Origin of the sequence: Massilia sp. Leaf139, assembly GCF_001424165.1 — a bacterium.
Lineage (GTDB): Bacteria > Pseudomonadota > Gammaproteobacteria > Burkholderiales > Burkholderiaceae_D > Telluria.
Window position 1 is genome coordinate 1 of record NZ_LMOJ01000009.1, and the last position, 24,536, is coordinate 24,536.

The window sequence follows — 24,536 nt, forward strand, 5'->3', positions numbered from 1 at the left end:
CGCCAGCGTTCAATCTGAGCCAGGATCAAACTCTTCAGTTCAATCTCTGTTTGTTGGCATTGCTGCCATCCTGATTTCTCAGGAGTCGCTCACTCAAAATACTGACCGTCATCTCATTGCTGAGACAACGTATTTCTTTTGTGCGAACATTTGATAATTTAAGTAATCAGTGACCGAAGTCACTGGCACCTTCATCAAACGCCCACACTTATCGACTGTTAATTGTTAAAGAACTTNGTCATCCCATTGCTGAGACAACGTATTTCTTTTGTGCGAACATTTGATAATTTAAGTAATCAGTGACCGAAGTCACTGGCACCTTCATCAAACGCCCACACTTATCGACTGTTAATTGTTAAAGAACTTGTTCCGTAGTGCTTGCTACTTGGCGACAAATCGTTTTGTTTGTCAGCAGCAGAGAGATGAGATTATGCAGTGTTTCGCGATCTTCGTCAAGCTCTTTTTTGCTACACCGCAGTGTTTCGCGGCATCCTGTTGTATCGTCAACTACTTGATTTCGTTGCCGTTTTCAACAGGAGGCGAATTATAGCGAACCATCTCCGCCACCTGCAAGTCCTTTTTTGTGCCCCTCCCCAAACCGTGTTTCCAGCCCTCTTCTTAGAAGAAAATGATGCCGCCCAGTGCGATGCCGTTCATCTTGTCGCGCCCGCCGACGAAACCCTTCGAGCGCGTGTGCCCGCCCTCGGCCACCAAAGTGATTGCGCTGTTGAGCGAGTAATAGGCGCCGACGGTGACGTTCGCATTCGACTCCAGCCCGCCGGTACCAACAGCGTTGTCACTGTTCTCGCTGTGGCCGTAGCTGACGCCTACCTTCAGCTTGTCCGACACCTTATAGGTGCCCTGGGCGAACACATGGGTGCTGCGCACCCGGCCCTGGTCGGCGTCGGACAGGATGCCGAGTCCTGTGCCGCGCTGGACATTGACCAGCAGACCGATCGTCCCGGACTGGTACAAGGCCCCTGCTTCGATGGCACGCATGGTCAGATCCGGCGTGCCGGCCGCCAGCGGATCGAAGCGCTGCGCTTTGGCGCCGAGCCAGGCCTTGACCTCGCCCTGGGTGAACGTCAGCTGCGCCTGGAACTGCGGTGTCGACGCGGAGGTATAGGCGGACGGCGCGACGACCGGGGTGTCGTCCACCGGACTCATGAGGCCGAGGTCGACGCTGAAGCCCGAGGCCATCTTCGGCGTGGCGTAGGCGATCTGGCCGTAATGGTTGAGATAGGCATAGCCGGCGCCGATGTGACCGAGGGCGACACGGCCGCGTTGGGTGGCCTGCACGGGCGCGCCGACGCCTATCAGGGTCATGTCGTTGAGGATGGCATTCGCGCCGAAGATGCCGTAGTCGCGGCCCAGCTTGATGGTGCCAAGCCCGGCATTTCCGAAAGTAAAATAGGCCTGGCGCACGTCCACCCCGTTGTTGGGGGAGATCGCGCTGTCGGTGGCGGTGTGGGCGTAGATACCGATCAGTGCCTTGACGTCGTAGCCACCCAGCTGCGACGAGGCGGACGTGACCAGTCCGCTCGGGAGCAGACCGTTGCCGACCGTCGTGCGGCTGTCGCGCCCGCCGCAGCCCAGCGCTTCGCCGCCCAGCGCCAGGCCGCCGACCTGGCCGCCCGAGCAATCGACGAAGGTGTAATAAGCGTTGACGTTGCCGCCTACGTTGACCGTCCAGTCACCGGCCTTGATGTCGACCGCCAGCGCCGGCTGCATGCATGCGGCCAGCGCACCGAGTACGCTTGTTGCATAAGGTGTCAAAACCCGCTTGTTCATCGCCGTCTCCTTGCTCGGTTATGTGGTGTGCATCACGTGATGCACCCGACAGCGGTGGCAAGTCCTGTGCCCAGCAGTTTCCGGGCTTTGGCGGCGGTTTATTCTCTCCTTTTGTGCAAAAACTGATCAGTTCAATATGTCAGCTGTGCTGTTCGCGTAGCGGCGAACGCGGCGCTAAGGCCCTACTGGCTCAGCCTTGAGTCGTGCGCATTCCTCATCGGTGAACAGGCGCGAGCGCGTCAGGAAGCGGCGCCCGGTGCCGTTATCGAGCGAGAACATGCCGCCGTTGCCGGCGACGACGTCGATGATCAGCTGGGTATGCTCCCAATAAGCGAACTGTTCGCTTCCCATATAAAAGGGCGTGCCGTCCAGGTCGCCGAGGTGGACGTCGGTGTCGCTGAGGTTGAACTCGCCTGCCGGATAGCACATCGGCGCGCTGCCATCGCAGCAGCCGCCGGACTGGAAGAACATCAGCAGGCCATGGCGCTGCCGCAGTTCCTCGAGAAACTCGAGGGCGGCGGGGGTTGCGGTCACGCGTTCGAGCGAGGTCGCCATGCGGGACTCCGAAAGTGTAGTGAATTGACTCCGAAAACATCGCCACTCGCGCCGTACCCAGGTCGCCGGCAGGCTACCCGGGCACGGCGTGTCACGCATTAAAAGAAGCCAAGCGCTTTTGGGCTATAGCTGACCAGCAGGTTCTTGGTCTGCTGGTAGTGGTCGAGCATCATCTTATGGTTCTCGCGGCCGATGCCTGACTGTTTATAGCCGCCGAACGCGGCGTGGGCCGGGTACAGGTGATAGCAGTTCGTCCAGACGCGGCCGGCCTGGATCGCTCGGCCCATGCGGAAGGCACGCGAGGTGTCGCGCGTCCACAGCCCGGCGCCCAGCCCGTACAAGGTGTCGTTGGCAATCCGCAGCGCATCCGCTTCGTCCTTGAAGGTCGTGACCGAGACCACCGGCCCGAAGATCTCTTCCTGGAAAATGCGCATCTTGTTGTCGCCCCTGAACACGGTTGGACGCACGTAGTAGCCGCCGGCCAGCTCCCCGGCCTGCATGTTGCGTTCGCCGCCGGCCAGCACCTCGGCTCCTTCCTGGCGGCCGATGTCGAGGTAGGACAGAATTTTTTCGAGCTGTTCCTGCGAGGCCTGGGCGCCGAGCATGGTGGCCGAATCGAGCGGATTGCCCTGCTTGATCGCCGCCACCCGTGCCAGCGCGCGCGCCATGAAGCGCTCGTAAATCGATTCCTGCACCAGCACGCGCGAGGGGCAGGTACAGACTTCGCCCTGGTTCAAGGCGAACATCGCAAAACCTTCCAAGCACTTGTCGAAGAATTCGTCGTCCTGCGCCATCACGTCCTCGAAGAAGATGTTTGGCGACTTGCCGCCGAGTTCGAGCGTGACGGGAATCAGGTTCTGGGCGGCGTACTGCATGATCAGGCGCCCGGTGCCGGTCTCGCCCGTGAAGGCGATCTTGGCGATGCGTTTATTCGAGGCCAGCGGCTTGCCCGCTTCCAATCCAAAACCGTTGACGACGTTGACCACGCCCGGCGGCAGCAGGTCGCCGATCAGTTCCATCAGCACCATGATCGAGGCCGGGGTCTGCTCGGCCGGTTTCAAGACCACGCAGTTGCCGGCCGCCAGGGCCGGCGCCAGCTTCCACACGGCCATCAGTATCGGGAAGTTCCAGGGAATGATCTGGCCGACCACACCGAGCGGCTCGTGGAAGTGGTAGGCATAGGTTTCGTGGTCGATCTGGGCGATCGAGCCTTCCTGCGCGCGGATGGCGCCGGCGAAGTAGCGGAAATGGTCGATCGCCAGCGGCATGTCGGCCGCCGTCGTCTCGCGAATCGGCTTGCCGTTGTCGATGGTTTCGGCGGTGGCGAGCATGGCCAGGTTCTGCTCCATCCGGTCGGCGATCTTGTTGAGGATGTTGGCGCGCTCGGCGGGCGAGGTCTTGCCCCAGGCATCTTTCGCGGCATGGGCGGCGTCCAGCGCCAGCTCGATATCCTCGGCGGTCGAGCGGGCCACCTCGCAGAAGGGCTGGCCGGTAATCGGAGTCACGTTGGGGAAGTACTCGCCCTTGCTGGGTGCCACGAAGCGGCCGCCGATGTAGTTGTCGTAGCGTTGCTTGAATGGATTGGCGACGCCGAGCTTGCTGATGTCCGCGAGATTCATGTCATCCTCTTTATGCATGGTTATGGGCCAGTTGCGGGCCAAGGCCGGGCCATCGGCGGCAACGGGTGTGTCGAAGCACGCGAGGGGCGTCGCAAATGCCGTGCCAGGCCTGCGTCATAGGGCAGCGTCGTGTTGTGCTGACCGTTTCTGGTACACCTGCTCAAAATCGGAACAGTTCGATGCGCGCGTGTGTCGATACAGCCGGGTACAGCCTCAGCTGATGTTTTTCGATGCGTGATGGCGGAGTCAGTGCAAGCGCCATGCCAGCCGTGCGCGCACACGTTTCGGGGATGGCAGGTATATTGCTTGTCGAATTAGCACGGCGCTATCACCACCATGGAGAACCAATGACGCAAACCGCATTTCGCCTGAACGCAATCGCCGCCTTGTGCGCCTGCTGGCCGCTGGCGACGCTGGCCGCCGACAAGGCAGCCCCCGAGTCCGCCGATGTGCCGCAAGGCCCGATGAACGTGGTCGTCGTCACGGGCAGCCGCTCCGAGCACGCCAGCTTCGACCTGCCGGCCGCCATCGACGTGATCGACGCGGCCGCCATCCGCGACACCCAGCCGCGCGTGAACGCATCCGAAGCGCTGGCCGCGGTGCCTGGCCTGGTTGCGCGCGACCGCCAGAACTATGCGCAGGATCTGCAGATCTCCTCGCGCGGCTTCGGCGCCCGTTCCGCCTTTGGCGTGCGCGGCGTGCGCCTGATCGCCGACGGCATCCCGGCCACCATGCCCGATGGGCAAGGCCAGGCCGCCACCTTCAACCTCGACATGGCCGAGCGCATCGAAGTGCTGCGCGGCCCATTCTCGGCGCTGTACGGCAATCACTCGGGCGGCGTCGTGCAATTATTCACACGCGATCCGAAAGGGCCGCCGTCGATCGAGACCAGCGTCTCGGCCGGCAGCTACGGCATGCGCAAGCTCGACCTCAACGCCCAGGGCGAGGCGAACGGCATCGGCTACCTGATCGATGCCTCGCGCTTCGACACCGATGGGTTCCGCGACCACGGCGCCGCCAGGCGCGACCAGGCCTATGCCAAGCTGACGATGGCGACCTCGCCGACCAGCCGCCTGGTGCTGACCGCCAGCGGCCTGCGCCAGGACGATACGGAGGATCCGCTCGGCGTGACCTGGGCGACTTACCAGCGCGACCCGCGCGCCGGCGAGATCGACACCACCGACACCCAGTTCCCGCAGCGCACCCTGGCCGACCGCTACAACACGCGCAAGAGCATCGACCACAAGCAGGCCGGGCTGACCTGGGAAAACCGCTTCGGCGCCAACCGGCTGCAGGTGACGGCCTATGGCGGCAACCGGCGCGTGGTGCAGTACCAGTCGTTCTCGCGCGGCTTCCAGGCCCCGCCCACCCACTCGGGCGGCGTGGTCGACTTCGACCGCGATTTCCTTGGCCTGGACGTCAACTGGCGTGACGTGCGCGAACTGGCCGGCGGCACCCTGCGCACTACCGTCGGCATCGACACCGGCCGTTCGACGGACAGTCGTCAGGGCTTCGAGAATTTCGTCGGCAATGTATTCGGCGTGCGCGGCAACCTGCGCCGCGACGAGGAAGACAAGGTCAGGAACACCGATCCGTATGTGCAGATGGAATGGGAGCGTGGAGAATGGGTCGTGACCGGCGGCCTGCGCCACAGCCGCGTCACCTTCGACGTCGCCGACCGCTACCTTTCGAACGGCAACGACAGCGGCGACGTGCGTTACAGCCACACGACGCCCCTGGTCGGCCTGCTCTATAAAGTCTCGCCGACGCTGAACGTGTACGCCAGCGCGGCGCGCGGCTTCGAAACGCCGACGCTGAACGAAGTGTTTTATTCGGGAAGCGGCGCCGGGTTCAATTTCAATCTGCAGCCGGCCACCAGCACCCACCTGGAAGCGGGTGTGAAGGCGTTCGTCGGCAACAACATGCGGGTCAATGCGGCGCTGTTCCAGGTGAAAACGCAGGACGAACTCGTGGTCGACGTTTCCAGCGGCGGACGCACCAGCTACCGCAACGCCAGCGCCACGCTGCGCCAGGGCGGAGAGCTGTCGCTGGACGCGGATCTCGGCGCCGGATGGAACGCGAAACTGGCGCTGTCGGCGCTGCGCGCGATCTACGACGAGGGCTTCGGCGCCGTGCCGCGCGGCAGCCGCCTGCCGGGTGTGCCGAAGACCAGCGTGTATGGCGAACTGGGCTGGAAGGAAGCAGCCGGCCGCTATGGCGCGGCCATCGAGACCATCGCCAACGGGCGCGTCTTCGCGGAAGACACGAATACCGCGCAGGCCGCGCCGGGCTATGCGATCTTCAATCTGCGCGCGCAGGCCAGCCAGGAGTGGAGCGGCTGGAAGTTCAAGCAGTTCGTGCGCTTGAATAACGTGCTCGACAAGCAGTACGTGGGCTCGGTGATCGTGGGGGATGCGAACCGGCGTTTTTATGAAGGAGCGCCGGGGCGGAACTGGGTGCTGGGGGTGAGTGGGCAGTATCAGTTCTAAGTCGCTGATTGAACGCGTGGACGGAGAATCCGTCCACCCTACATCGTCAGCCGTAGGGTGGACGGCTCTGCCGTCCACGCGTTAACGATCACCAGCAACCACGTCGCGGTTTTAAAACCGGTAGCGCAGCCCCGCATTCCAGGTGCGCGGCGCGCCCGGCGCCACGAAACGCGCATGCGCCGGTTCCACCGGCCCCGCATGCGGCTGCAGCAGGCGCCCCTCCGGGAACATGTCCACCGCGATCGCCCCGAAACTCTCGTAGCGCCGGTCGAACAGGTTATTGACTCGCGCGAACAGCTCCCAGCCCGGCGCGGGACGCCAGCTGGCATGCAGGTTGACCACGGCATGGCCGCGCACGCTCCAGTCGGCGCGGCGGGCCTCCTCCCCGTCCTCGGCATCGGCAATCAACCCGTCCTCGTTGCCTTGCACGGCCGCATGCGAGACCGCCTGCATGTCCGCGCCCAGCACCAGGCCCGGGCGCGCTTCCCAATCGAGGCCCAGCTTGAGCGTATGGCGCGGCAAGCCCGCGATCGGCGTCCCCGGCCCTACCGTCACCGTGCGCGCGCCGGTGAACAAAGTACCGTCGGCATCGTAGGTCGCGCGCAAATAGCTGTAGTCGGCATGCGCGCGCCAGGCGCCCCGCTGCCCATGCGCGCCGAGATCCGCCCCCTGGTGGCGGGTGCGTGCGAAATTCGAAAAATAGCCGGCGCGCGAAACGCCGGCGCGGCCGAACAGGATGTCGTCGCGGTTCACCGTGCGGTAGACCGTTGCGCTGAAACCGGAGCCGCCGCGCCCGCTTCGAACGCCTGTCTCGACGGTGCGCGAGACGACCTGCTTCAGGTAGGGATCGGACTGCAGCCCGACCGGCAGCCGGCAGGGCTGCTCCGGATCGGCGCAGCCGAGTTCGATCACGGTCGGCACCCGGTTGCTCTGCGCGATATTGGCGAACCAGGTCAGTGCCCCGCGCGCATGGGTGAACCCGAGGGCGGGGTTCAGGCGTCGATACGTGAACGCTTCCGCAGGCAGGACGCCGTCTTCGGTGGTCAGCGTATTGCCGACGCGCGCGTGGTTATAGCGCAGCGATCCCGTTACGTGGGTGGCGGGCGCCAGCGCCAGCGTCGCCGCGCCATACAGGCCGACTGCGCGCGCCGTGCCCGTCACCGAGGACGTCGGCTCGCGTTCCTCCCCGGGGGCGGCCGCGACGCCGCGCGCCGCCGTAAAAAAGGCCTCGTGCTCGAACTGGGCGAAGTGGACGCGGCTGCGATCCCAGGTCGCGCCCAGGTTGAACTGCTTGCCGCCCGCCGTATGTTCCAGGTTGATGCTGGCGCCCTGCCCGCGCTGGCGCGTGCTGGTGGTGTTCAGGCTGGCCGGATGCAGATCGGCCCCGTCGTCGCGCGTCAAGGCGCAATCGTCTTCAAGCGGACTGCCATCGGGCAGGAAACCGTCGGCGCAATCCTCGACGTAATCGCCGTACGCGTCGCCGACATCGCCACCGACGGTGTCGCGCCGGCTGTTGCGGGCATAGGCGGAGGCGGTCAGCTCGCTGTGCTGCGCCAGCCGGTGCGTGAGGCGCAAGGCGCCCTGCAGCAGCCGGTTGCGCGTCTGGTCGGGAAAGGTGTACACGGCGCGCCGGTCATTTTCGTACAGGCTGGGCACGCGCTCGCCGGCCTCGTCGCGGTAGCTCGGCACCAGGCCGTTGCCGAGCATGCGGCTGCGCCCGCCCAGGAACGTCGCCTGCCAGTCGGTGTCGGCGCCCCGCCGGCCCAGCTTGACGAACAGGTTCCCGAGGCGGCCGGCGGAGTGGTCGCGCCAGCCATCCTCGTCGAACAGCGTGGCGGCGGCGAAGCCGTGCCAGCCGTCGTCACCGCGCACCCCATAGGCCAGGTCGGCGCGGCGCCGCCCGTGTTGGCTGACCGAGAGCGTGGCCTCGGCGCCGGGGTCGGCCAGGCCCGAGCGGGTCTCGAGCGCGATCGCGCCGCCCAGGGTGTTCAGGCCATATAAAGGATTCGAGCCGGGCACCAGCCAGAGGCGCGCGAGCGCCGCTTCCGGCAGCATGTCCCAGTTGACGACGTCGCCGAAGGGCTCGTTGACGCGCACCCCGTCGAGATAGACCGACAGCCCCTGGCCGGTGCCGAGCAGGGGAGAAGCGCGAAAACCGCGGTAGCTGAGGTCGGTCTGGAAGGGACTGCCGACGATCTCGTTCACGTTCACGCCATGCAGGCGGCGCGCCATGGCCGCTACCAGATTGCCGCCCTGCCCGTTCTGCAGCGCTTCGCGGTCGAGCGTCTGGATGGCATAGGGCAGCAGGCGCGCTTCGCTGCCGCCGCCGGCGAAGGGCACCACCCCGACCACCTCGACCCGCGCCACCTGGCCGTCCGGTGTCGCGGGCAGTTCGGGTTCTGCTGCCGCCCGGCCCGTCGTCACCAGGGCCAGCATCGCCGCCAGCGCGAGCGCGCGCGCCGGCGCCACGCCTCCCCGCCTTCCCTTCCAGCTCACGCTCCACGTCATGCACTTGTCCCCAGCTAATGGTCAAACATCCATAAAGACCAGCAAGAGCAAGGGGCATGCCATGATCAGGCAACGCACACGGCGGCAACACCTGTCTCAGAAACGGAGCAGGTGTCACACGGCGGCGGTCTGCTCCTTCCCCGGCAGTGCCGCGGCCGCGCCCGGATACAGGCGCGCCAGCGTGGCATCGGTCGCCGGTGCGATCAGCGCCAGCACGCGCGCGCTGGCGGCGCCCAGGTCGGGGGCACTGCGCACGTCCTGCCAGAGCGTGGCCAGCTCGCCGTCCTGCGCGCCCAACGCCGCCTCGACCTCGGCCTGCCAGAAGGCCGGCGCTTCGCTCTCGACATAGTTGCCGCGCCCGCGTCCGAAATGGGCCACTGCCAGATAGCGCAGCACGGCGCCCACCAGCAGGGTCTGCAGGAAGGCATCGGCGAACTGCACGCCCGGTTTGTCGGCATCGTTGCGCTGATTAAAACCCCAGGCGGCGCCGGCCGCCGTCAGGCCGCCGACCAGTGCCCCCAGCAGCGCGCCGCCGCCGAGCGTCAGGCCACCCGCCATCAGGTCGGCCGACAGGCCCGTGGCCGCGCCCGAGACCACCGCGCCCAGCAAGCCCGCTTGCGCCTTGTCGATCGGCGCGCGCACGGCGAAATTCTCGCGGACGCGGGTGTTGATGACCCTCGCTTCGCCCGGATCGACCTTGTGCAGCACCAGCATGCGCATGGTCGCCTTGTTGATTTCTCCGTTCAGCCGCTCGACCAGCGCTGCCATCGCCGCTTCCTGCCGCCCTTGCTGATCCTTGTTGAGACCAACCGCCTTCAAGGCCGAACGCAGGAAGCCGCCGCCGGCCTCGAGCACCGGCTGGCTGTCGCGCGCGGCCGCCGCTACCTGTTCTGCACAGATGCGCAAGGCGCTGGCATAGCGCTGGCGGTTGTTTTCTTCCCAGGCCGCGCGCAGCCGGGCATAACCCTCCTGTTTTTCCGGCGCGACCAGCGGCGCCACCGCCTCGTAGAACACGTGCTCATGCACCCAGCAACGGGCAAAGGCATCGAGCGCCAGCACCTCGCGCACCACGCCGAAACGCGCCAGGTGCTTTTTCCATTCCTGTTGTTCCAAGCCCTCGGCCGCGCCCGGACGTGGCGGCCCCATCTGGTTGAGCAAGACCACCACCGGCTTGCCCAGCCATTCGAGGATGTTCATCTCAGCTGGTAGATAGCCGGCGTCACCTGGAAGTTCCGACGAATTGACGAGGTAGAGGACGACATCGGCCTCTTCCTTGGCCGCGCGCAAAGCCTGCTGACTGAGCCAGAACGGGCGGTCGCGGTAGCGGTCGAACACTTCACGCAAGAACCAGCCGATCGGATTTCCGGCCAGCGCCAGCCGTTTTAACAGACGCACCGAGTCACCGAAGCCGGGCGTGTCCCACAGCAGCAGAGTGTCGCCGGCGGCCGTCGTCTGCAGCGGGTGCGCTTCGGCGAAGGTGGTCACGTGGGCGGCGTCGCGCACTTCTCCCACGTCGGCGCCGACCAGGGTGCGCGCCAGCGTGGTCTTACCGTTATTCGTGTGCGACACCAGCGCGAACTGGATTTTGACTGCGGGTTTTCCCATGTCGGCGTTCATCGCAGCTCCGGCAGGGCCAGGCCCGCACCCAGTTCGATCGGGTGCTTGTTCGGATCGACCAGGTTGACCACGGTGGCGGCGGTACCATGAAAACTGCAGAACTGGCGCCACAGGGCGATGCGCTCGTTCACGCGCGCGTCCAGCCCGGCCTGGCCGGCGCCGCGTTCGGTCAGGCTCGATTCGTCGAGCAGGACGGCGACGCCGCGCCGGCTGTGTTTGACAAGGTAATCGAGGAAGGCGCCGTGGTTTTCCTTTTCCGGCGTGGCCGCCAGGCTGAACAGGGCGGCGGTGACGGTAACGCCGGCCTCGTCGGCGGGCGTATCGCGCAACGCCTCCTTCGGCTCTTCGCCATACGGCACCGTAGGGCGCAGCAGCACGCGCGCCTGGGCGCCGAGGGCCATCGCGGCCACCGTCCACAGGCCGCGGTCGCGCGCCTCGTCGAGCGTAAAACTGTAGGGCAGCACGCGCAGCACGGCGGGCGTACCGGCGCCGATGCTGTCGGCCAGGCGGCGGAAGTACGGATGTTCGAGCTCGAGCGGGAAGCGCCGCGCCATCCGGCGCGCGCGCCAGCCGTCGAAGCCTGCCAACACCAGGCGCGGCAGCACGACCAGCAGCAGGATGGTGGCGCCATACAAGTGCACCCAGCGCTCGCCGCCGGCGGTGGAGGCGGCCGCGGCGGGGGCGCCCGCGCTGAAACGCAAGGCTTCGATGTCGGCCAGCGAAAACCCCTGCAACTGGGGGATCAGCAACAGCACCGGGGCGAACAACCAGGACAACAGGGTGTGCACCTGGGTCGCGTCGAGGAAGGTGCTTTCCCAGCCGGCCACGTACTGGGTCAGCATGCCGCGCGCGTACAGCGACAATACGGCGCCCAGCGCGAATGCGGCCGCCGCCAGGTGTACGGTGCGCGACAGGCGCGCGCGCGTCAGCGGCTCGCTCAGCACCGACCATTCGGCCATGAAATTGGCGAGCCCGGTGGCCAGCGCCCCCGGCAGCTTGCGCGGCACAGCGGCCCTGCCCACGCTCAGGCGGCGCAGCAGTCCCTGCCCCGCCCAGCCACGCCTGCCGCCCGGCACCAGCGCCCAGACCAGCAGCACCAGGTAGACCAGCAGGTTCCAGCCGATGATGAACAGCAGCGGGGCCGACAGCAGGTCGACCCGGTGCGGGTCGGCGATGCGGTCGAGCAGCGCGCCGGCGACTAGCGCCAGCAGAGGCAGCGCGGCCCAGAAGCCGGATAGTCCCAGGCCGCGGCGCTGGAAGCCGGCGAAGGCCGGCGTGCGCTCGGCCAGGCGTTTCAGAATCTGCTCCGAGCGCTGCTCGAGAAAATGTTCCTGGGTAACCGCGGCCTTGCTGTCGGCCGCCTGCCAGGCGGCCAGCTCGCGCGCGCTGCGGCTGGCGTATTTGCGATCGTCTTCGCTGAGCACCTGATGGCCGGTGTCGGCGCTTTCGATCGCGCGTACCAGCACGACCCGCCGTGCAACCTGTTCGTTCATGCTTGTCCTGTTTTATTGGATTGGCAACATCATAGGATCGATTGTGCACCAGATTCCGGCGCCACCCCAGCACGACCGCTGCATCCGTGCATGCGCAGCCATGTCAGGCCACCCGCTCACGACCATTATTTCGGCCTCATGTTCCCCGCGATTGCATGGTGGATGATGCCGGTCTGTAGTTCGCCATGTGGGCTGCATAAGAGACCGGCGCGTATTCAAAAATAGTTGAAAATGGCCGACAATCCGACGGTTGATCGGTGTATTCTCCACAATAGATGGGTGTCAAACTCACAAAACAGTCCATGAAGCGGCAGTTGCCGGTGCATGCGCGGGCGCTCGTTGCGGACACAGGAGACAGCATGTCGAAGTTTGCCGTGGAACACGTCAAGCGCGTCCATTCGGTCGTCCACGACCGCATGGGAGCCGACCGCATCGGATCCGGCAACCGGATCACCCGCTCATGGATCCGGTGTCTCAACGAATACCAGCTCAACCCCGACAGCTGCGCCGAGCCTGAGGTCGTCGCCCCCGTCGAACTGCAGGAGCGCCAGGAACGCCTGGCCGACGTGCAGGCTGTCGCCAAGGTCGAGATGGCGAATCTGTATCAGCAGCTAGCCGGTTCCGGCTATGCGATCATGCTGACCGACCGCGAAGGCGTGCTGCTCAATTACTTCGGCGACCCCGCGTTCACCCACGCGGCCTCCAAGACCGGGCTGATGCAGGGCGCGGTCTGGAGCGAGCGCGTGCAGGGTACCAACGGGATGGGCACCTGCCTGGTCGAACGGCGCCCGCTGACCGTGCACCAGGACGAACACTACCTGTCGCGCAATATCGGCCTGTCCTGCGCGGCCGCGCCGATCTTCGACCACGAGGGCGAACTGGTCGGCGTGCTCGACGCTTCCGGCGAATCGCGTCTGGCCCAGCAGCACACGCTGGCCCTGGTCAGCATGTCGGTGCAGATGATCGAGAACCGGGTTTTCCTGCACCAGTTCCGCCACGATTTCATCCTGCGCTTCCATAACCGGCCCGAGTTCGTCGGTACCCTGAGCGAAGGCGCGATCGCGCTGTCCGTCACCGGGACGGTGCTGGCCGCCAGCCGCGCGGCGCTGTCCCTGCTCGGCTACACGCATCCGGGCGAGATCGTCGGGCGCGATGTCTGCGAGCTGTTCAATCTCACCTTTTCCGGCCTGGTCGACAGCAGCGTGCGGCGCGCCTACCACCCGGTGCCGATTTTCGAGGTACGCACCAATGCGCGCTTTTTCGCCGTCGTCTACCAGCCGGTGGCGACGATCGGCGCGCGCCGTTCCACGCGCGCGGACAGCGCGCTGACGCCGCCGGCCAGCGCCCTCGATGCGCTGCACCTGGGCGACCCGACCATGCGCGCGAACATCGAGACCGCCAAGCGGGTCATGGAGCGCAACGTCGCCATCGTGCTGCTGGGCGAAACCGGCAGCGGCAAGGAGCGTTTCGCGCGCGCGATGCACCTGTCGGGCAGCCGCGCCGCCCGCCCCTTCGTCGCCATCAATTGCGCCTCGATTCCCGAGTCCCTTGTGGAAAGCGAACTGTTCGGCTACCGCGCGGGTGCGTTCACCGGGGCGAGCAAGGAGGGGCAGCGCGGCAAGCTGTTGCAGGCCAATGGCGGCACCCTGTTCCTCGACGAGATCGGCGACATGCCGGTCGCGCTCCAGGCACGGCTGCTGCGCGTGCTGGAAGAGCGCGAAGTGATCCCGCTCGGCGGCGAGGCGCCCGTCAAGCTCGACATCCGCCTGATCAGCGCCACCCATTGCGATCTCGAGAAAAAGATCGAGAGCGGCGAGTTCCGCGAGGATTTGTATTACCGGCTGCAAGGCGTCACCTTTACCCTGCCGCCGCTGCGCGAACGCCACGACCGCACGGCGCTGATCCGCCAGCTGGCGCTCGAGGAGAGCGATGCAGGCTGCCCGGTCGAGCTCGACGACAGCCTGCTGGCCCTGCTCGAACGACAACGCTGGCCCGGCAACCTGCGCCAGCTGCGCCACCTGCTGCGCACCATGATCGCGCTGCGCGAATCGGATCGCCTGACCGTGCACGACCTGCCGCCCGAATACCGGCGCAACCTGGCCGATGTGGACAGCGCCGCGCAGGCGCCGGCCGCCGAGCCGGCAATGGCGCCGCCCTCCGCGGCTGCGCCTGTCGCCGCCGCTGCTTCCGCCGCCATCCCCGCTGGCGCCCGGCCCGCTGCCGGCCTGAATGCCTTCGAGTGCGCCGAGCGCGAAGTGCTGCTGCAGGAACTGAAACGGCACCAGTGGAACCTGAGCGGCGTCGCGCGCGATCTGAACATCAGCCGCAATACGCTGTACCGCAAACTGCAGCGCCTGAATATCGAGCACCCCGACAAATCGCTGTTCCACTGATCCATGGCCGCTTCCCTGTCCCTGCGCTACACCGGCACCGCGATCGCCCTGCACTGGCTGATCGCGCTGCTGCTGCTCGGCCAGTTCGCCTTCGGCCTGATGCTCGAGGACATCCCACGAGGCACGCCCGCACGCGGCTATTACGTGAACCTGCATAAAAGCAGCGGCATCCTGATCGGCCTGCTGATCCTGCTGCGCCTGGGCTGGCGCCTGACGCACAAGCCGCCGCCCTTGCCGGAGACGATGCCGCGCTGGCAGCGGCATGCCGCCAGGTTCAGCCATATCGCCCTGTACGCGTGCATGCTGGCGCTGCCGCTGTCGGGTTATCTCGCGTCCAATTTCAGCAGGCACGGCATCAAGTTTTTCAATGCCGTGCACTGGCTGCCCTGGGGCCCGGACGACAAGGCCCTGTACACCTTCTTCAACGGCGCCCACCACCTGGCTGCGCTGCTGCTGGCGCTGCTCGTCGCGGTGCACGTGCTCGCGGTGGCCAAGCACATACTGATCGACCACGACGGCCTGCTGCTACGCATGTGGCCGCGGCGCAGCGCGCAGGCCAGCCGACTACCCGCCAACCAGCCTGTGGAGAACCAATGAGCATCCCGTCCATCCGCCGCCTTGCCGGCACCCTTGCCGCCGTCGCCTCCCTGACCATGGCCGCGGCACTGCCTTTGCCCCTGCTTGCCGCTCCCTTGGCCTATGTTCCGAACGAAGGATCGGGCACGATTTCCGTTATCGACACCGCCCTCGACCAGGTGGTGGCCGAGCTGCCCGGCGGTTCCAAACCACGCGGCCTGGCCGTGGGCAGCGATGGGCGCTGGCTGTATGTCAGCGACCAGCCGAACAACCGCCTTCAATTGGTCGAGCCGGGTGCGCGCAAGCTGGGCGCGACGGTGGCGCTGGGCGAGTCGCCCGAAGGGGTCTCGATCTCGCCCGATGGACGCTGGGTGATCGCGGCGCTCGAAGGCAAGAACGAAATCGCCGTGCTGGACACGAAGACCGGCGCGCTGGCGTTTTCGATTCCCGTGCGCGGCAAGAATCCGGAACACGCCGTGTTCAGTCCGAACGGGCGCCTGGTGTTCGTCAGCGCCGAGGAAGGCGATGCCGTCGACATCCTCGATTTCACTAGCCGCAAGCAGGTGGCGCAAGTCGCCGTCGGCGCCCGTCCGCGCGGGATCGGCTTTTTGCCGGACAGTAGCCGCGCCTATGTCGCCACCGAGAACGCCAACGAAGTCTTCGTGATCGACACCGCCAATTTTTCCATCGTCGCCCGCATCAAGGCCGGCCTGCGCGCCAACGGGATCGCCGTCCACCCGAACGGCAAATTCGTCTATGTATCGAACGGCGGCGATGCGAACGTGTCGATCATCGACACGGCCAGCAACCAGGTCGTGGGAACCGTGCCGGTGGGCCAGCGCCCCTGGAACATGGCGCTCACGCCGGACGGTAAAAAACTGTATGTCGCCAATGGCCGCTCGAACAATGTCAGCGTCATCGACACCGCCAGCCGCACCAAGCTGCGCGACATCGCCGTTGGCAAGCTGCCGTGGGGTGTCGTGATCAGGTAGGATGGAGCCGCCATGGCGCACGCACTGTGCGCTATGGCTATTCGAATTCAGGAACCTGCGCCTGCAGAAAAGCTGGCCACGTCGATGCTGACCGCACGGCGCCGGCTGGGTCGAGCCGGCATCGCGGCCGGCCCCTTCAACAAGTCGATCACCAGGCCGGCCGGGTTGCAGCCGAGCGAGGCGTGTAGTCCGGCATAGGCAGCCGTCAGGCGCGGATTGACATCGAGCACGACCGCGCCCTGCTCGGCCAGGATGATATCCACGCCGACATAGCCCCATAAGGTAGGCAGCGCCGCCGCCACCTGCTGCGCCAGCCGCTCGAGCGCGCCGTCCGCGTCGTGCAGGCCATTGACGGTACTGCCGAGGAAATGAAAACGGTTGTCGCGCACGGCGACCCGCTCGTGGTTGCCGGCCAGCAGGCGCGCGCTGCCGTCGCAGCAGATCAGCGACAGGCTGGCCAGCTTGCCGGCCACAAAGGGCTGCAGGACATAGCCTTGCGCCGCGCTGGTGCGGATCCAGGCCAGCGCGGCGGCGCGGTCGCTGAACAGGCGCGTGTCGAGGCAGCCGGCTCCGTCCTCGGGTTTCACCACCCAAGCGCCCTCGCCGTCGGGCAATGCCGCATGCGGCCGGTAGGTCGGCACCGTCGCCACGCCGCCCTCGGCCAGCGCCCGCGCCACCTTCAGTTTGCTGGCGGCGACCCGCACCGCCCCCGGCGCGCTGCCCAGCAGGATGCGCTTGCCGCGCAGGATGTCGCGCGACAGGCCTTCCAGTAAGCCTTCGGATTCCGGCGCCAGCGGCCAGACCGCGTCCGCCGCCTGCACGCAGTTGGCGAACCGCTCACTGAAGGAGCGCCCCGGCGCGCCCCCCGCCTCGGGCGCACACAGGGTCGCCATCGTGCACACTTCGACGTCCGGCAAGGCGGCGAGGTCGCTCAGCAAGGCATCGAACAGCATTGCGCCCTGCTGCGTGAACGAGCGCGGCAGGGTACGCGTCATGGAACCGCCCTCCATCACATAGTCGAAAGCAAACACTTTCAGGGGCGCCATCGTGTCCTCCGGCTGATTCCATGTCCAGGCAGCCTGCTTCCACCGGTCTCAGCGCCGGGGAACGGCGACCTTGACCAGGGTGAGCGTCTCGTCGATGGTGGGCCGTGCTTCCGGGATCGTCGCTCCGGGCTGCGCCTTGTCGGGCGCCGCTGCGGACACGGCCGCGCCAGGCACCGCTTTCCCGGATGCCGACGCGCCGGACGTGGCGGTGCCCGCCGTCGCCGCGCCGGGTGCGTTGCCGGGCGCGGTGCCAGGTGCGATGCCGGGTACAGGCGCGCCGGGCTTAGCGGCGCCAGGTTTCGCTGCCGCGGAAGCTGGCGTGCCCGGCGCCGCCGTGCGCGCCACCACCGTTCCCGGCGCCGGCTGGCCGGCGTTCGCCAGGGAGGTGCTGACCTGGTAGATCCCGCCGGGCACGCCGTCGCTGAGCACGAAGGTATAGGTCTTGCGCACATACTTTTCGAAGCGCGCATGCAGCGGGTCGTCCAGGTAGGGCTGGATGCGGATCGCTTGTGCCTCGATCGTCTTGCCTTGCCAGGTGATGCGCTGCGGCGTCACCTGGGCGCCGTCCGCCAGCGCCATCCGGATGCGTTTGCGGAAATAGGTGACCGAGCCGCCGGTCAGGCGCTTCATCTCGGCGATGTCATGCTCCAGGAAGCCGAGCAGCACCGGGTTGCCGTGGGCGTCGTCCGCCTCGGGCAATGCGCGCCTGCGCTCGCCGCTGAGAAAGCGCAGCACGGCATGTACCTGTCCCTTGTCGCGGGAGACATCGAGCTCGACCTTGTCGGTGAAGGCCGGCTCGACATTGCTCTGCTTGCGGAATTCATAGACCAGGGTGGCCGGCACTTTCATCAGCGCCAGGTGATCCGTCTCGAACAGCAGGGTTTCGGCCGCCGACACGGGCTGGGCGGAGGCGCCGGCCGGCAGCGCGGCCAGGACGGCGACGCCGAGGCAGACGGCGCGCGCGCCGAGCGCCGCGCGCGCGGCAGGGAGGCGGGAAGGCATGCGGTTCATGGTGTTTTCGCCGATGCTGCCGATGCTGCCGACGCGGCCGCCGGCGCCTGCAGCGCGAGCTGGGGCACGCCGTATTGCTCGAGGATCGCATGGATCTTCGCTTCGTTGGCGGCGATCAGCTGATCGATCCGCTGGCGGAAATCCTTGTCGCTGTGGCGTACGGCCATGGCGATCTCGAAGTCGAATTTCATGCCGGGCTTCGACACCAGTGGAATGGCGACGATCGGCGCGCCACGGGCATTGCGGGCAAAATAGCCGGCGATCGGCCCCCAGGCAAATGCGATATCGAGCTTGCCGCTGGCCAGATCCTTTTCGACGATTTCGCCAGGATATTGTTCGGCATCGCCGGTCTGGCTCTGGTACCAGGAGACCTGCTCCATCAGGTTGTTCTGCAGCAGCCACTCGGTGACCGGCGAGCCGGCGAAAGCGCCGATGCGCAGCTTCCTGCGTTGCGCAGGGTCGAGCCCGAGCAGGTCGTCGAGGCTGCGCACCCGATCCAGCCCTTTACCTTTCACATAGGCCATGGCATAGCTGGAACGGTAATACGGCCGCGTGGTCGCGGCCATGTCGAATCCTTTGGGAACGCCGGTTACCAGGTCGCACTTGAAGTGCTCGGCGTGTTCTTCCTTGGCGCGCAGGGTATTGCGAATGAACCCCATCCGCTGCGGGAACCAGGTGTGCTCCAGCTTCCAGCCCAACTGCTGCGCAAACAGGGCAGCGATCTTGTTCTCGAAACCGCCCAGGGCCTGGTTCGACAGGGGCAGGTTGTTCGGATCCTGGCAGACCCGCAACACCTTGTCCTGTCCGGGCTCGAAGGTGGATTGCGCACCGGCCAGGCCTGGCGCCAGCGCGCAGGCCAGCATGCAGGCCGCGCCTGTCAGCCATGGCTTTCCCCCTGAGCGCCACCTCATTTGCCGATCTCCTGCAGGCGACCCGGTTCGATGGCGCCGTCCGAGCGCCCTTTCAGATAGGCGTACAGGTTGTCGATGTTTTCGCTGACCATCTTGCTGGTATCAAAATTCGGCATGCCCTTCTCGATGCGTCCTTTGAGAACGGCCGTCTTGAATTCCTCCTTGCTCAGCACACGCAGACTGTTCACCAGCGAGGGGCCGACCATGCCTTCCTGGGCCGCGCCGTGGCAGCGCTCGCAGGCCATGGCGCGCCAGGTTTTCCAGCCACTGAGGGTTTGCGCATCGACCTTGTTTCCTTCGGCGACCTTGTACGGGGCGTTGTCCGCTGCCACCGCAGGCGTGGCCAGCAATCCGGGCATCGCCGCCAGTGTCCAGCATGCGACGGCGAGTACTGCATTTTTCGTGAGTCTGTTCATATCCATTCCTGGCAAGCGAGGGCCGGCCACCGGTGCTGTCGCCACCGGCAGCCGTCCCCGATTCACTTCATTTAACGTAAGAACATCGATGATGGGTCGTGGATCAGCGGTCAGGCAGCGCGAACACGGTCAACACGCCACCGAGTTCGGTGTACTTGGCCAGATCCTTGTAGCCACCCACCGCGCCCAGGCCCTCGGTACCCTTGGTCAGGCCGGCCGCAAGACCGATGCCGGCCCAGCCCCCGATGCCCGACAAGACCCCGATATACTGCTTGCCCTTGTATTCCCAGGTATGGACATTGCCGATGATCCCGGACGGCGTCTTGAACTTCCAGAGCTCCTTGCCGTTCAGGTCGACGGCCTTGACGTGGCCTTCCAGGGTGCCGTAGAACACGACGTCGCCGGCGGTCGACAGCGCGCCGCTCCAGACCGAGAACTTTTCCGGTTTCGACCAGACGATCTTGCCGGTGCCGGCATCCCAGGCGATGAAGTTACCCAGGCCGCCGTGGCTGTTCGGCGCGGCATACATAGAGAGGGTCGAGCCGACATACGGCTGGCCCGCGGTGTATTCGATCTGGAAAGGCTCGTAATCCATGCAGACGTGGTTCGTCGGCACGTAGAACAGGCCGGTCTTGCGGTTGAAGGTCGCTGGCTGCTGATCCTTGGTGCCCAGCGCGGACGGGCAGATGCCTTTCGAGTTGAAGTCGGGCCCGTTCTTGTCGGTGCTGTATTTCGCCACGACTTGCGGGCGGCCGCTCTTCATGTCGACGTGGGTTGCCCAGTTGACCTTCGGATCGAATTTCTCAGCCACCAGCAGTTCGCCGGTCACGCGGTCGAGGGTGTAGGCGAAGCCATTGCGGTCGAAGTGCACTAGCGCCTTGCGCGGCTGGCCCTTGACCTTGATGTCGGCCAGGATCATTTCGTTGACGCCGTCATAGTCCCACTCGTCGTGCGGCGTCATCTGGTAGACCCATTTCGCCATGCCGGTGTCGAGGTCGCGCGCGAAGATGGTCATCGACCACTTGTTGTCGCCCGGACGTTGGCGCGGATTCCAGGTGCTCGGGTTGCCGGTGCCGTAGTAGACCAGGTTGGTGGCCGGGTCATAGCTGTACCAGCCCCACGTGGTGCCGCCGCCCAGCTTCCACTGGTCGCCCTTCCAGCTCTTGAGCGAGGAATCGGGGCCGATCGGCGCCATTTTGCCGTCAGTCCAGGTCATGGTCTTGGCGCCGTCGACGATCATTTCGTTGTCGGGCCCAGTGCTGAAGGCTTTCCACAGGATTTTGCCGGTGTTCATGTCGTGCGCCGTCACCCGGCCGCGTACGCCGAATTCGCCGCCGCTGATGCCGGTCAGCACCTTGTCCTTGAAGACGTGCGGGGTATTGGTCGTGGTTTCGCCGATCTTCGGATCGCCGACCTTGATCTTCCATAGTTCGGCGCCGGTCTTGGCATCGAGCGCGACCAGGGTAGTGTCGGCCTGCTGCAGGAAGATCTTGCCGTTGGCATAGGCGACGCCGCGGTTGACCGTGTCGCAGCACATCACGGGAATCACGGTCGGATCCTGCTTGGGCTCGTATTTCCAGCGGATGCTCTGGTCTTCAAGGGAAAGGGCGAAGACCTTGTTCGGGAACGGACTATGGATGTACATCGTGTCGCCGATCACCAGCGGGCCGCCTTCGTGGCCACGCAGCACGCCGGTCGAGAACGTCCAGGCCACTTGCAGGTTCTTGGCGTTCTTGGCGGTGATCTGCTTGAGTTCGCTATACCGGTGGTTCTCGAAATTACCGGACTGCATGGCCCAGTTTTTCGGATCCTTGGTCAGCTGTTCGACATCGGAGCTGGCGGCGAAGGCGGGAGAGGCAGCCAGCGCCAGGCACGGCCACCAGCGGATGAGTCTCGTGGAAAATGACATGGTTAAGTCTCCTTTGGTTTTTATAGCGGTGCGACCTGGTCAGGCTTCCAATTGCAACAGGCGGGGTAGCCCCACCAATGAGCACAGCACTTAGCGTGCCAGTGCAGCGACTGCGGCCCGCTACGCCGTCCTGCCCCGCAACAGCGGGCCCTGCGTGACACCGTGTTCAACATTCGTGACAGTCGCCGCGGAACCTGTGCCATCCGTGACGCAATGCGTGGCTGCACAGCGGTCTCAACGCTGGGGTACCTGGCAGGCCTTGTTGGCACTCGCCTGGAGCGTGCGGTACTTGCCGGCCATGTCCTTGACCGGCGTGGGGTCGCGAAACAGCGCGCCGCGCTCCCCCGCCAGGGTCTGGTTGCGCAGGGCGGTGGCCATGACCACGTACTCGTCGTAGGTCATGTGCTTGGCGATGTGATCGATGACGCACGAGCACTTGTAGAGGTACTCGTACTTGCCCTCGTGTTTTTGCATGCACTCGAGCACGTACTCGACCCGGTCGCTGGTGGGGTAGTCATGGGCCTGGACTGCGAACGGCGCGAGCACTGCCGCCAGCAGAATGAGGTGTCGCTTCATTTCGTCTCCAATCATTCGGTCAGACTTAGCCGGAACAGGAAGGCATGCTCCTGTTCCGGCGTGCGTGGCGCCGTCACGCGTTCCTGAGCACGCCCCGCGTCTTGGCGACATGGGTCGAGATCGCATCCATCAGCGGCGGCGACAGGGCATCGTAGGGCGGCAGTCCGATCTCGTTCAGGCGCGCGCGGATCGCCCCCATGTTTTCCGGAGGCGCACCGGATTCGATGATCGAAGACACGAAGGCGGCGAACTCGGGCGGCGCCCAGCCGCTTTCCTTCGACAGTTCGGTGTGCACGAAGTCGAGTCCATAAAAGGCGTGGCCGGAATTTTCGATGCGGCCGTACATGTGCACGCCGCAGTCGTGGCAGGCGTAGCGCTGGATCGTGGCGCTGGGGTCGACGACCTGCAGCTTGTCTTCATTGGCGGTGACCCGGACGTTTTCGCGTCCCACCACCGCGACCTGCGAAAACAGCGCGCCGGCCGGCTTCCAGCACTTGCTGCAGCCGCAAACGTGGTTGTGCGCGACCTGCCCCTTGATCTCGACCGTTACAGGATTGCTGGCACAAAGGCAGGTCAAGGTACCGCCGGAAAAATCGGACGGTGCGCGCCGCATGTTGTCGACCGCCGGATGAATGTTCACTGCATTGCTCATGATCGCTCCTCCCTGTTGGATACTGTTGATTGCTTCTGCTTGCGTCGGCTTAGTACAGCACTACCGAGCGGATCGACTGCCCGCTCTTCATCAGCTCGAACCCCTCGTTGATGCGATCGAGGGGCAAGGTGTGGGTGATCAGGTCGTCGATGTTGATCTTGCCGTCCATGTACCAGTCGACGATCTTCGGCACGTCGGTGCGGCCGCGTGCGCCGCCAAAGGCCGAGCCTTTCCATTGGCGCCCGGTCACCAGCTGAAAAGGGCGCGTGCTGATTTCCTGGCCGGCCGCGGCGACGCCGATGATGAAGGACTGGCCCCAGCCTTTATGGGTGCATTCGAGGGCTTGCCGCATCACTTGCGTGTTGCCGATGCATTCGAAGGAGAAGTCCGCGCCGCCATCCGTCAGCTGGACGATGTGGTCGACGATGTTGGGTACTTCGGTCGGGTTGACGAAATGGGTCATGCCGAACTTGCGGGCGATCTCGACTCGGCCCGGATTGATATCGACCCCGATGATCTTGTCGGCGCCCACCATGCGCGCGCCCTGGATCACGTTCAGGCCGATGCCGCCAAGGCCGAACACGACGACATTCGCGCCGGCCTCGACCTTGGCGGAGAACACGACGGCGCCGACGCCGGTCGTCACGCCGCAGCCGATATAGCAGGCCTTATCGAAGGGCGCGTCAGGACGGATTTTTGCGAGCGCAATTTCCGGGACGACGATGTAGTTGGAGAAGGTCGAGGTGCCCATGTAGTGGAACAAGGGCTGGCCTTCGAGCGAGAAGCGCGAGGTCGCGTCGGGCATCAGGCCACGGCCCTGGGTCGAGCGGATCGACTGGCATAAATTGGTCTTGCGGGACAGGCAGAATTTGCATTGCCGGCATTCCGGGGTGTACAGGGGAATGACATGGTCGTCGCGTTTGACCGAAGTGACACCGGGGCCGGTTTCGAGCACGATGCCGGCGCCTTCATGACCCAGAATGGCGGGAAAGATTCCTTCGGGATCGGCGCCAGACAGGGTGTAGTAATCGGTGTGGCAAATGCCGGTCGCCTTGATTTCCACCAGCACCTCGCCGGCGCGTGGGCCTTCCAGGTCGACGTCGGCAATGGACAGGGGTGCTCCGGCTTTCCACGCAATGGCTGCTCTCGTTTTCATGGCATCTTTCTTGTCGATGAAGTCCACCGGTTCGGCGGACAGGTTGGAAACAGGTGCGCCGGATTGCCGCCGCTCCGAAACTGCAACAGTGCTCGCTGGCTTGTTCCAATCGGAGGACAGGTGTTCCGCCGCCTGTGTTCACGCACGGCGTGGAGCGCGCCTGGCGCACGCAGAAATGGAAGAATGCAAGCGCCGTGCCACGCGGCTATCGGAGGGATGGTGAAGATGAGCGGCTGCAATACGGCGCACAGGTGGACGCCGCGCGCCTGCCTGTGCGTCAATCGTGCGCAGAGTGTTATTGAGGAGCTTCAGCGGCGGCCGCGGCCGTGACCCCAGCCATGCCGGTATCCGCCATGATGGCCGCCATGATAGCCGCCACGGTGACCCCGATAAGAATGGTGGTGCTTGTAATAGCCGAAGCCGAAGTCGAGCGCGATGGGTGGCCCGACATAGGTGGGATAGCTGTAGCTGGGATGGTACGGATCGTAGGCGGCGTAAGGCGGCGCATACACACAGCCTCCGAGTCCAACGACGAGCAGGAATGCGGCGAGGATCCGCCCTGCCCTGCGTTTACATTGCGTGTCCATGTCAGTCCTTTCCGAACTGTGAACCCGGATTCAGTGTAGTCGTGAGGACAGAAATTGCAATGTGAATCAGATGGCTGCGGAGCACGGCATCGACATGGAGACCGGACTGACAAAACGCCGGACGAAAAAAAACCCGCTGATGTAATCAGCGGGTTTTTCTCTTATAACTAGCCTGACGATAACCTACTTTCACACTGGTTGCAGCACTATCATCGGCGCAAAGTCGTTTCACGGTCCTG

Annotated in this window: 19 protein-coding genes; 4 read left to right on the plus strand and 15 right to left on the minus strand. The window is 65.3% G+C overall.

Going from position 1 to position 24,536, the window contains the following annotated elements:
* Positions 1–618 precede the first annotated feature (618 nt).
* The 3 genes from ASF77_RS08555 to adh form a co-directional block, all read right to left on the minus strand.
* A complete protein-coding gene (locus ASF77_RS08555) occupies positions 619–1,791 on the minus strand; it encodes a porin (RefSeq protein WP_056337648.1) in 1,173 nt (390 codons plus the stop codon).
* 174 nt (positions 1,792–1,965) lie between these two features.
* A complete protein-coding gene (locus ASF77_RS08560; protein ID WP_056337651.1) occupies positions 1,966–2,346 on the minus strand; it encodes a DUF779 domain-containing protein in 381 nt (126 codons plus the stop codon).
* A gap of 98 nt (positions 2,347–2,444) precedes the next feature.
* Positions 2,445–3,965 (minus strand): aldehyde dehydrogenase, encoded by a 1,521-nt coding sequence (adh, locus tag ASF77_RS08565; RefSeq protein ID WP_056337653.1) that lies wholly within the window; start codon positions 3,963–3,965, stop codon positions 2,445–2,447.
* A gap of 347 nt (positions 3,966–4,312) precedes the next feature.
* On the opposite strand from adh, the gene ASF77_RS08570 reads away from it, so the two are divergent.
* Positions 4,313–6,454 (plus strand): TonB-dependent receptor, encoded by a 2,142-nt coding sequence (locus ASF77_RS08570; RefSeq protein WP_056337656.1) that lies wholly within the window; start codon positions 4,313–4,315, stop codon positions 6,452–6,454.
* A 111-nt stretch (positions 6,455–6,565) separates the two neighbouring features.
* Here the strand turns inward: ASF77_RS08570 and ASF77_RS08575 are convergent, their stop codons facing one another.
* The 3 genes from ASF77_RS08575 to ASF77_RS08585 all read right to left on the minus strand — a co-directional run bounded on the left by ASF77_RS08575 (position 6,566) and on the right by ASF77_RS08585 (position 12,072).
* The gene (locus tag ASF77_RS08575; RefSeq protein WP_056337660.1) at positions 6,566–8,962 is read right to left on the minus strand and encodes a TonB-dependent receptor; all 2,397 of its coding nucleotides are present in this window, start codon (positions 8,960–8,962) and stop codon (positions 6,566–6,568) included.
* Positions 8,963–9,076: 114 nt separating this feature from the next.
* Entirely contained in the window at positions 9,077–10,567 is a 1,491-nt protein-coding gene (locus ASF77_RS08580) for a GTPase domain-containing protein (RefSeq protein ID WP_056337685.1), read from the minus strand.
* A gap of 8 nt (positions 10,568–10,575) precedes the next feature.
* A complete protein-coding gene (locus ASF77_RS08585; protein WP_056337663.1) occupies positions 10,576–12,072 on the minus strand; it encodes a DUF2868 domain-containing protein in 1,497 nt (498 codons plus the stop codon).
* Positions 12,073–12,431: 359 nt separating this feature from the next.
* Here ASF77_RS08585 and ASF77_RS08590 point away from each other — a divergent pair, with 359 nt between their 5' ends.
* The 3 genes from ASF77_RS08590 to ASF77_RS08600 are packed head-to-tail and all read left to right on the plus strand — an operon-like array spanning position 12,432 to position 16,033.
* Positions 12,432–14,465, plus strand: a complete 2,034-nt coding sequence (locus ASF77_RS08590) for a sigma-54-dependent Fis family transcriptional regulator (RefSeq protein WP_056337665.1) — start codon at positions 12,432–12,434, stop codon at positions 14,463–14,465.
* Between the two features lie 3 nt (positions 14,466–14,468).
* Positions 14,469–15,062, plus strand: a complete 594-nt coding sequence (locus ASF77_RS08595) for a cytochrome b (protein WP_056337668.1) — start codon at positions 14,469–14,471, stop codon at positions 15,060–15,062.
* Positions 15,059–16,033, plus strand: a complete 975-nt coding sequence (locus ASF77_RS08600) for a beta-propeller fold lactonase family protein (RefSeq protein ID WP_082493669.1) — start codon at positions 15,059–15,061, stop codon at positions 16,031–16,033. Before ASF77_RS08595 ends, ASF77_RS08600 begins: the two co-directional genes overlap by 4 nt.
* A gap of 47 nt (positions 16,034–16,080) precedes the next feature.
* Here ASF77_RS08600 and ASF77_RS08605 read toward each other — a convergent pair whose 3' ends face one another.
* From ASF77_RS08605 to ASF77_RS23590, 9 genes are all read right to left on the minus strand, one after another.
* On the minus strand, positions 16,081–17,079 hold the full coding sequence (locus ASF77_RS08605) for an ATP-grasp domain-containing protein (protein WP_056337670.1): 999 nt from the start codon (positions 17,077–17,079) through the stop codon (positions 16,081–16,083).
* 48 nt (positions 17,080–17,127) lie between these two features.
* On the minus strand, positions 17,128–18,081 hold the full coding sequence (locus tag ASF77_RS08610) for a hypothetical protein (protein ID WP_156648809.1): 954 nt from the start codon (positions 18,079–18,081) through the stop codon (positions 17,128–17,130).
* Positions 18,082–18,086: 5 nt separating this feature from the next.
* Positions 18,087–19,001, minus strand: a complete 915-nt coding sequence (locus tag ASF77_RS08615; RefSeq protein ID WP_200934152.1) for a quinoprotein dehydrogenase-associated putative ABC transporter substrate-binding protein — start codon at positions 18,999–19,001, stop codon at positions 18,087–18,089.
* On the minus strand, positions 18,998–19,360 hold the full coding sequence (locus tag ASF77_RS08620; RefSeq protein ID WP_082493672.1) for a cytochrome c: 363 nt from the start codon (positions 19,358–19,360) through the stop codon (positions 18,998–19,000). Before ASF77_RS08620 ends, ASF77_RS08615 begins: the two co-directional genes overlap by 4 nt.
* Before the next feature lie 160 nt (positions 19,361–19,520).
* Positions 19,521–21,326, minus strand: a complete 1,806-nt coding sequence (locus ASF77_RS08625) for a methanol/ethanol family PQQ-dependent dehydrogenase (RefSeq protein ID WP_056337679.1) — start codon at positions 21,324–21,326, stop codon at positions 19,521–19,523.
* A 234-nt stretch (positions 21,327–21,560) separates the two neighbouring features.
* Positions 21,561–21,902 (minus strand): hypothetical protein, encoded by a 342-nt coding sequence (locus ASF77_RS08630; protein WP_056337693.1) that lies wholly within the window; start codon positions 21,900–21,902, stop codon positions 21,561–21,563.
* Between the two features lie 73 nt (positions 21,903–21,975).
* Positions 21,976–22,554, minus strand: a complete 579-nt coding sequence (gene gfa / locus ASF77_RS08635; RefSeq protein ID WP_056337682.1) for an S-(hydroxymethyl)glutathione synthase — start codon at positions 22,552–22,554, stop codon at positions 21,976–21,978.
* Positions 22,555–22,603: 49 nt separating this feature from the next.
* Positions 22,604–23,710 carry an S-(hydroxymethyl)glutathione dehydrogenase/class III alcohol dehydrogenase gene (locus tag ASF77_RS08640; RefSeq protein WP_056337696.1) on the minus strand — a complete coding sequence of 369 codons (1,107 nt, stop codon included), beginning with the start codon at positions 23,708–23,710 and terminating at the stop codon, positions 22,604–22,606.
* Positions 23,711–24,018: 308 nt separating this feature from the next.
* Positions 24,019–24,297 (minus strand): hypothetical protein, encoded by a 279-nt coding sequence (locus ASF77_RS23590; protein ID WP_082493670.1) that lies wholly within the window; start codon positions 24,295–24,297, stop codon positions 24,019–24,021.
* Positions 24,298–24,536 lie beyond the last annotated feature (239 nt).

Excerpts from the sequence above, each read along its gene's own strand:
- ASF77_RS08625 (WP_056337679.1), bottom strand. The coding sequence starts at position 21,326 with ATGTCATTTTCCACGAGACTCATCCGCTGGTGGCCGTGCCTGGCGCTG.
- ASF77_RS08575 (WP_056337660.1), bottom strand. The coding sequence starts at position 8,962 with ATGACGTGGAGCGTGAGCTGGAAGGGAAGGCGGGGAGGCGTGGCGCCG.
- ASF77_RS08630 (WP_056337693.1), bottom strand. The coding sequence starts at position 21,902 with ATGAAGCGACACCTCATTCTGCTGGCGGCAGTGCTCGCGCCGTTCGCA.
- ASF77_RS08640 (WP_056337696.1), bottom strand. The coding sequence starts at position 23,710 with ATGAAAACGAGAGCAGCCATTGCGTGGAAAGCCGGAGCACCCCTGTCC.
- ASF77_RS08585 (WP_056337663.1), bottom strand. The coding sequence starts at position 12,072 with ATGAACGAACAGGTTGCACGGCGGGTCGTGCTGGTACGCGCGATCGAA.
- ASF77_RS08595 (WP_056337668.1), top strand. The coding sequence starts at position 14,469 with ATGGCCGCTTCCCTGTCCCTGCGCTACACCGGCACCGCGATCGCCCTG.
- ASF77_RS08570 (WP_056337656.1), top strand. The coding sequence starts at position 4,313 with ATGACGCAAACCGCATTTCGCCTGAACGCAATCGCCGCCTTGTGCGCC.
- ASF77_RS23590 (WP_082493670.1), bottom strand. The coding sequence starts at position 24,297 with ATGGACACGCAATGTAAACGCAGGGCAGGGCGGATCCTCGCCGCATTC.
- ASF77_RS08615 (WP_200934152.1), bottom strand. The coding sequence starts at position 19,001 with ATGAGGTGGCGCTCAGGGGGAAAGCCATGGCTGACAGGCGCGGCCTGC.
- ASF77_RS08600 (WP_082493669.1), top strand. The coding sequence starts at position 15,059 with ATGAGCATCCCGTCCATCCGCCGCCTTGCCGGCACCCTTGCCGCCGTC.
- ASF77_RS08620 (WP_082493672.1), bottom strand. The coding sequence starts at position 19,360 with ATGCCCGGATTGCTGGCCACGCCTGCGGTGGCAGCGGACAACGCCCCG.
- ASF77_RS08580 (WP_056337685.1), bottom strand. The coding sequence starts at position 10,567 with ATGGGAAAACCCGCAGTCAAAATCCAGTTCGCGCTGGTGTCGCACACG.
- ASF77_RS08560 (WP_056337651.1), bottom strand. The coding sequence starts at position 2,346 with ATGGCGACCTCGCTCGAACGCGTGACCGCAACCCCCGCCGCCCTCGAG.
- adh (WP_056337653.1), bottom strand. The coding sequence starts at position 3,965 with ATGAATCTCGCGGACATCAGCAAGCTCGGCGTCGCCAATCCATTCAAG.
- ASF77_RS08610 (WP_156648809.1), bottom strand. The coding sequence starts at position 18,081 with ATGCCTTCCCGCCTCCCTGCCGCGCGCGCGGCGCTCGGCGCGCGCGCC.
- ASF77_RS08590 (WP_056337665.1), top strand. The coding sequence starts at position 12,432 with ATGTCGAAGTTTGCCGTGGAACACGTCAAGCGCGTCCATTCGGTCGTC.
- ASF77_RS08555 (WP_056337648.1), bottom strand. The coding sequence starts at position 1,791 with ATGAACAAGCGGGTTTTGACACCTTATGCAACAAGCGTACTCGGTGCG.
- gfa (WP_056337682.1), bottom strand. The coding sequence starts at position 22,554 with ATGAGCAATGCAGTGAACATTCATCCGGCGGTCGACAACATGCGGCGC.
- ASF77_RS08605 (WP_056337670.1), bottom strand. The coding sequence starts at position 17,079 with ATGGCGCCCCTGAAAGTGTTTGCTTTCGACTATGTGATGGAGGGCGGT.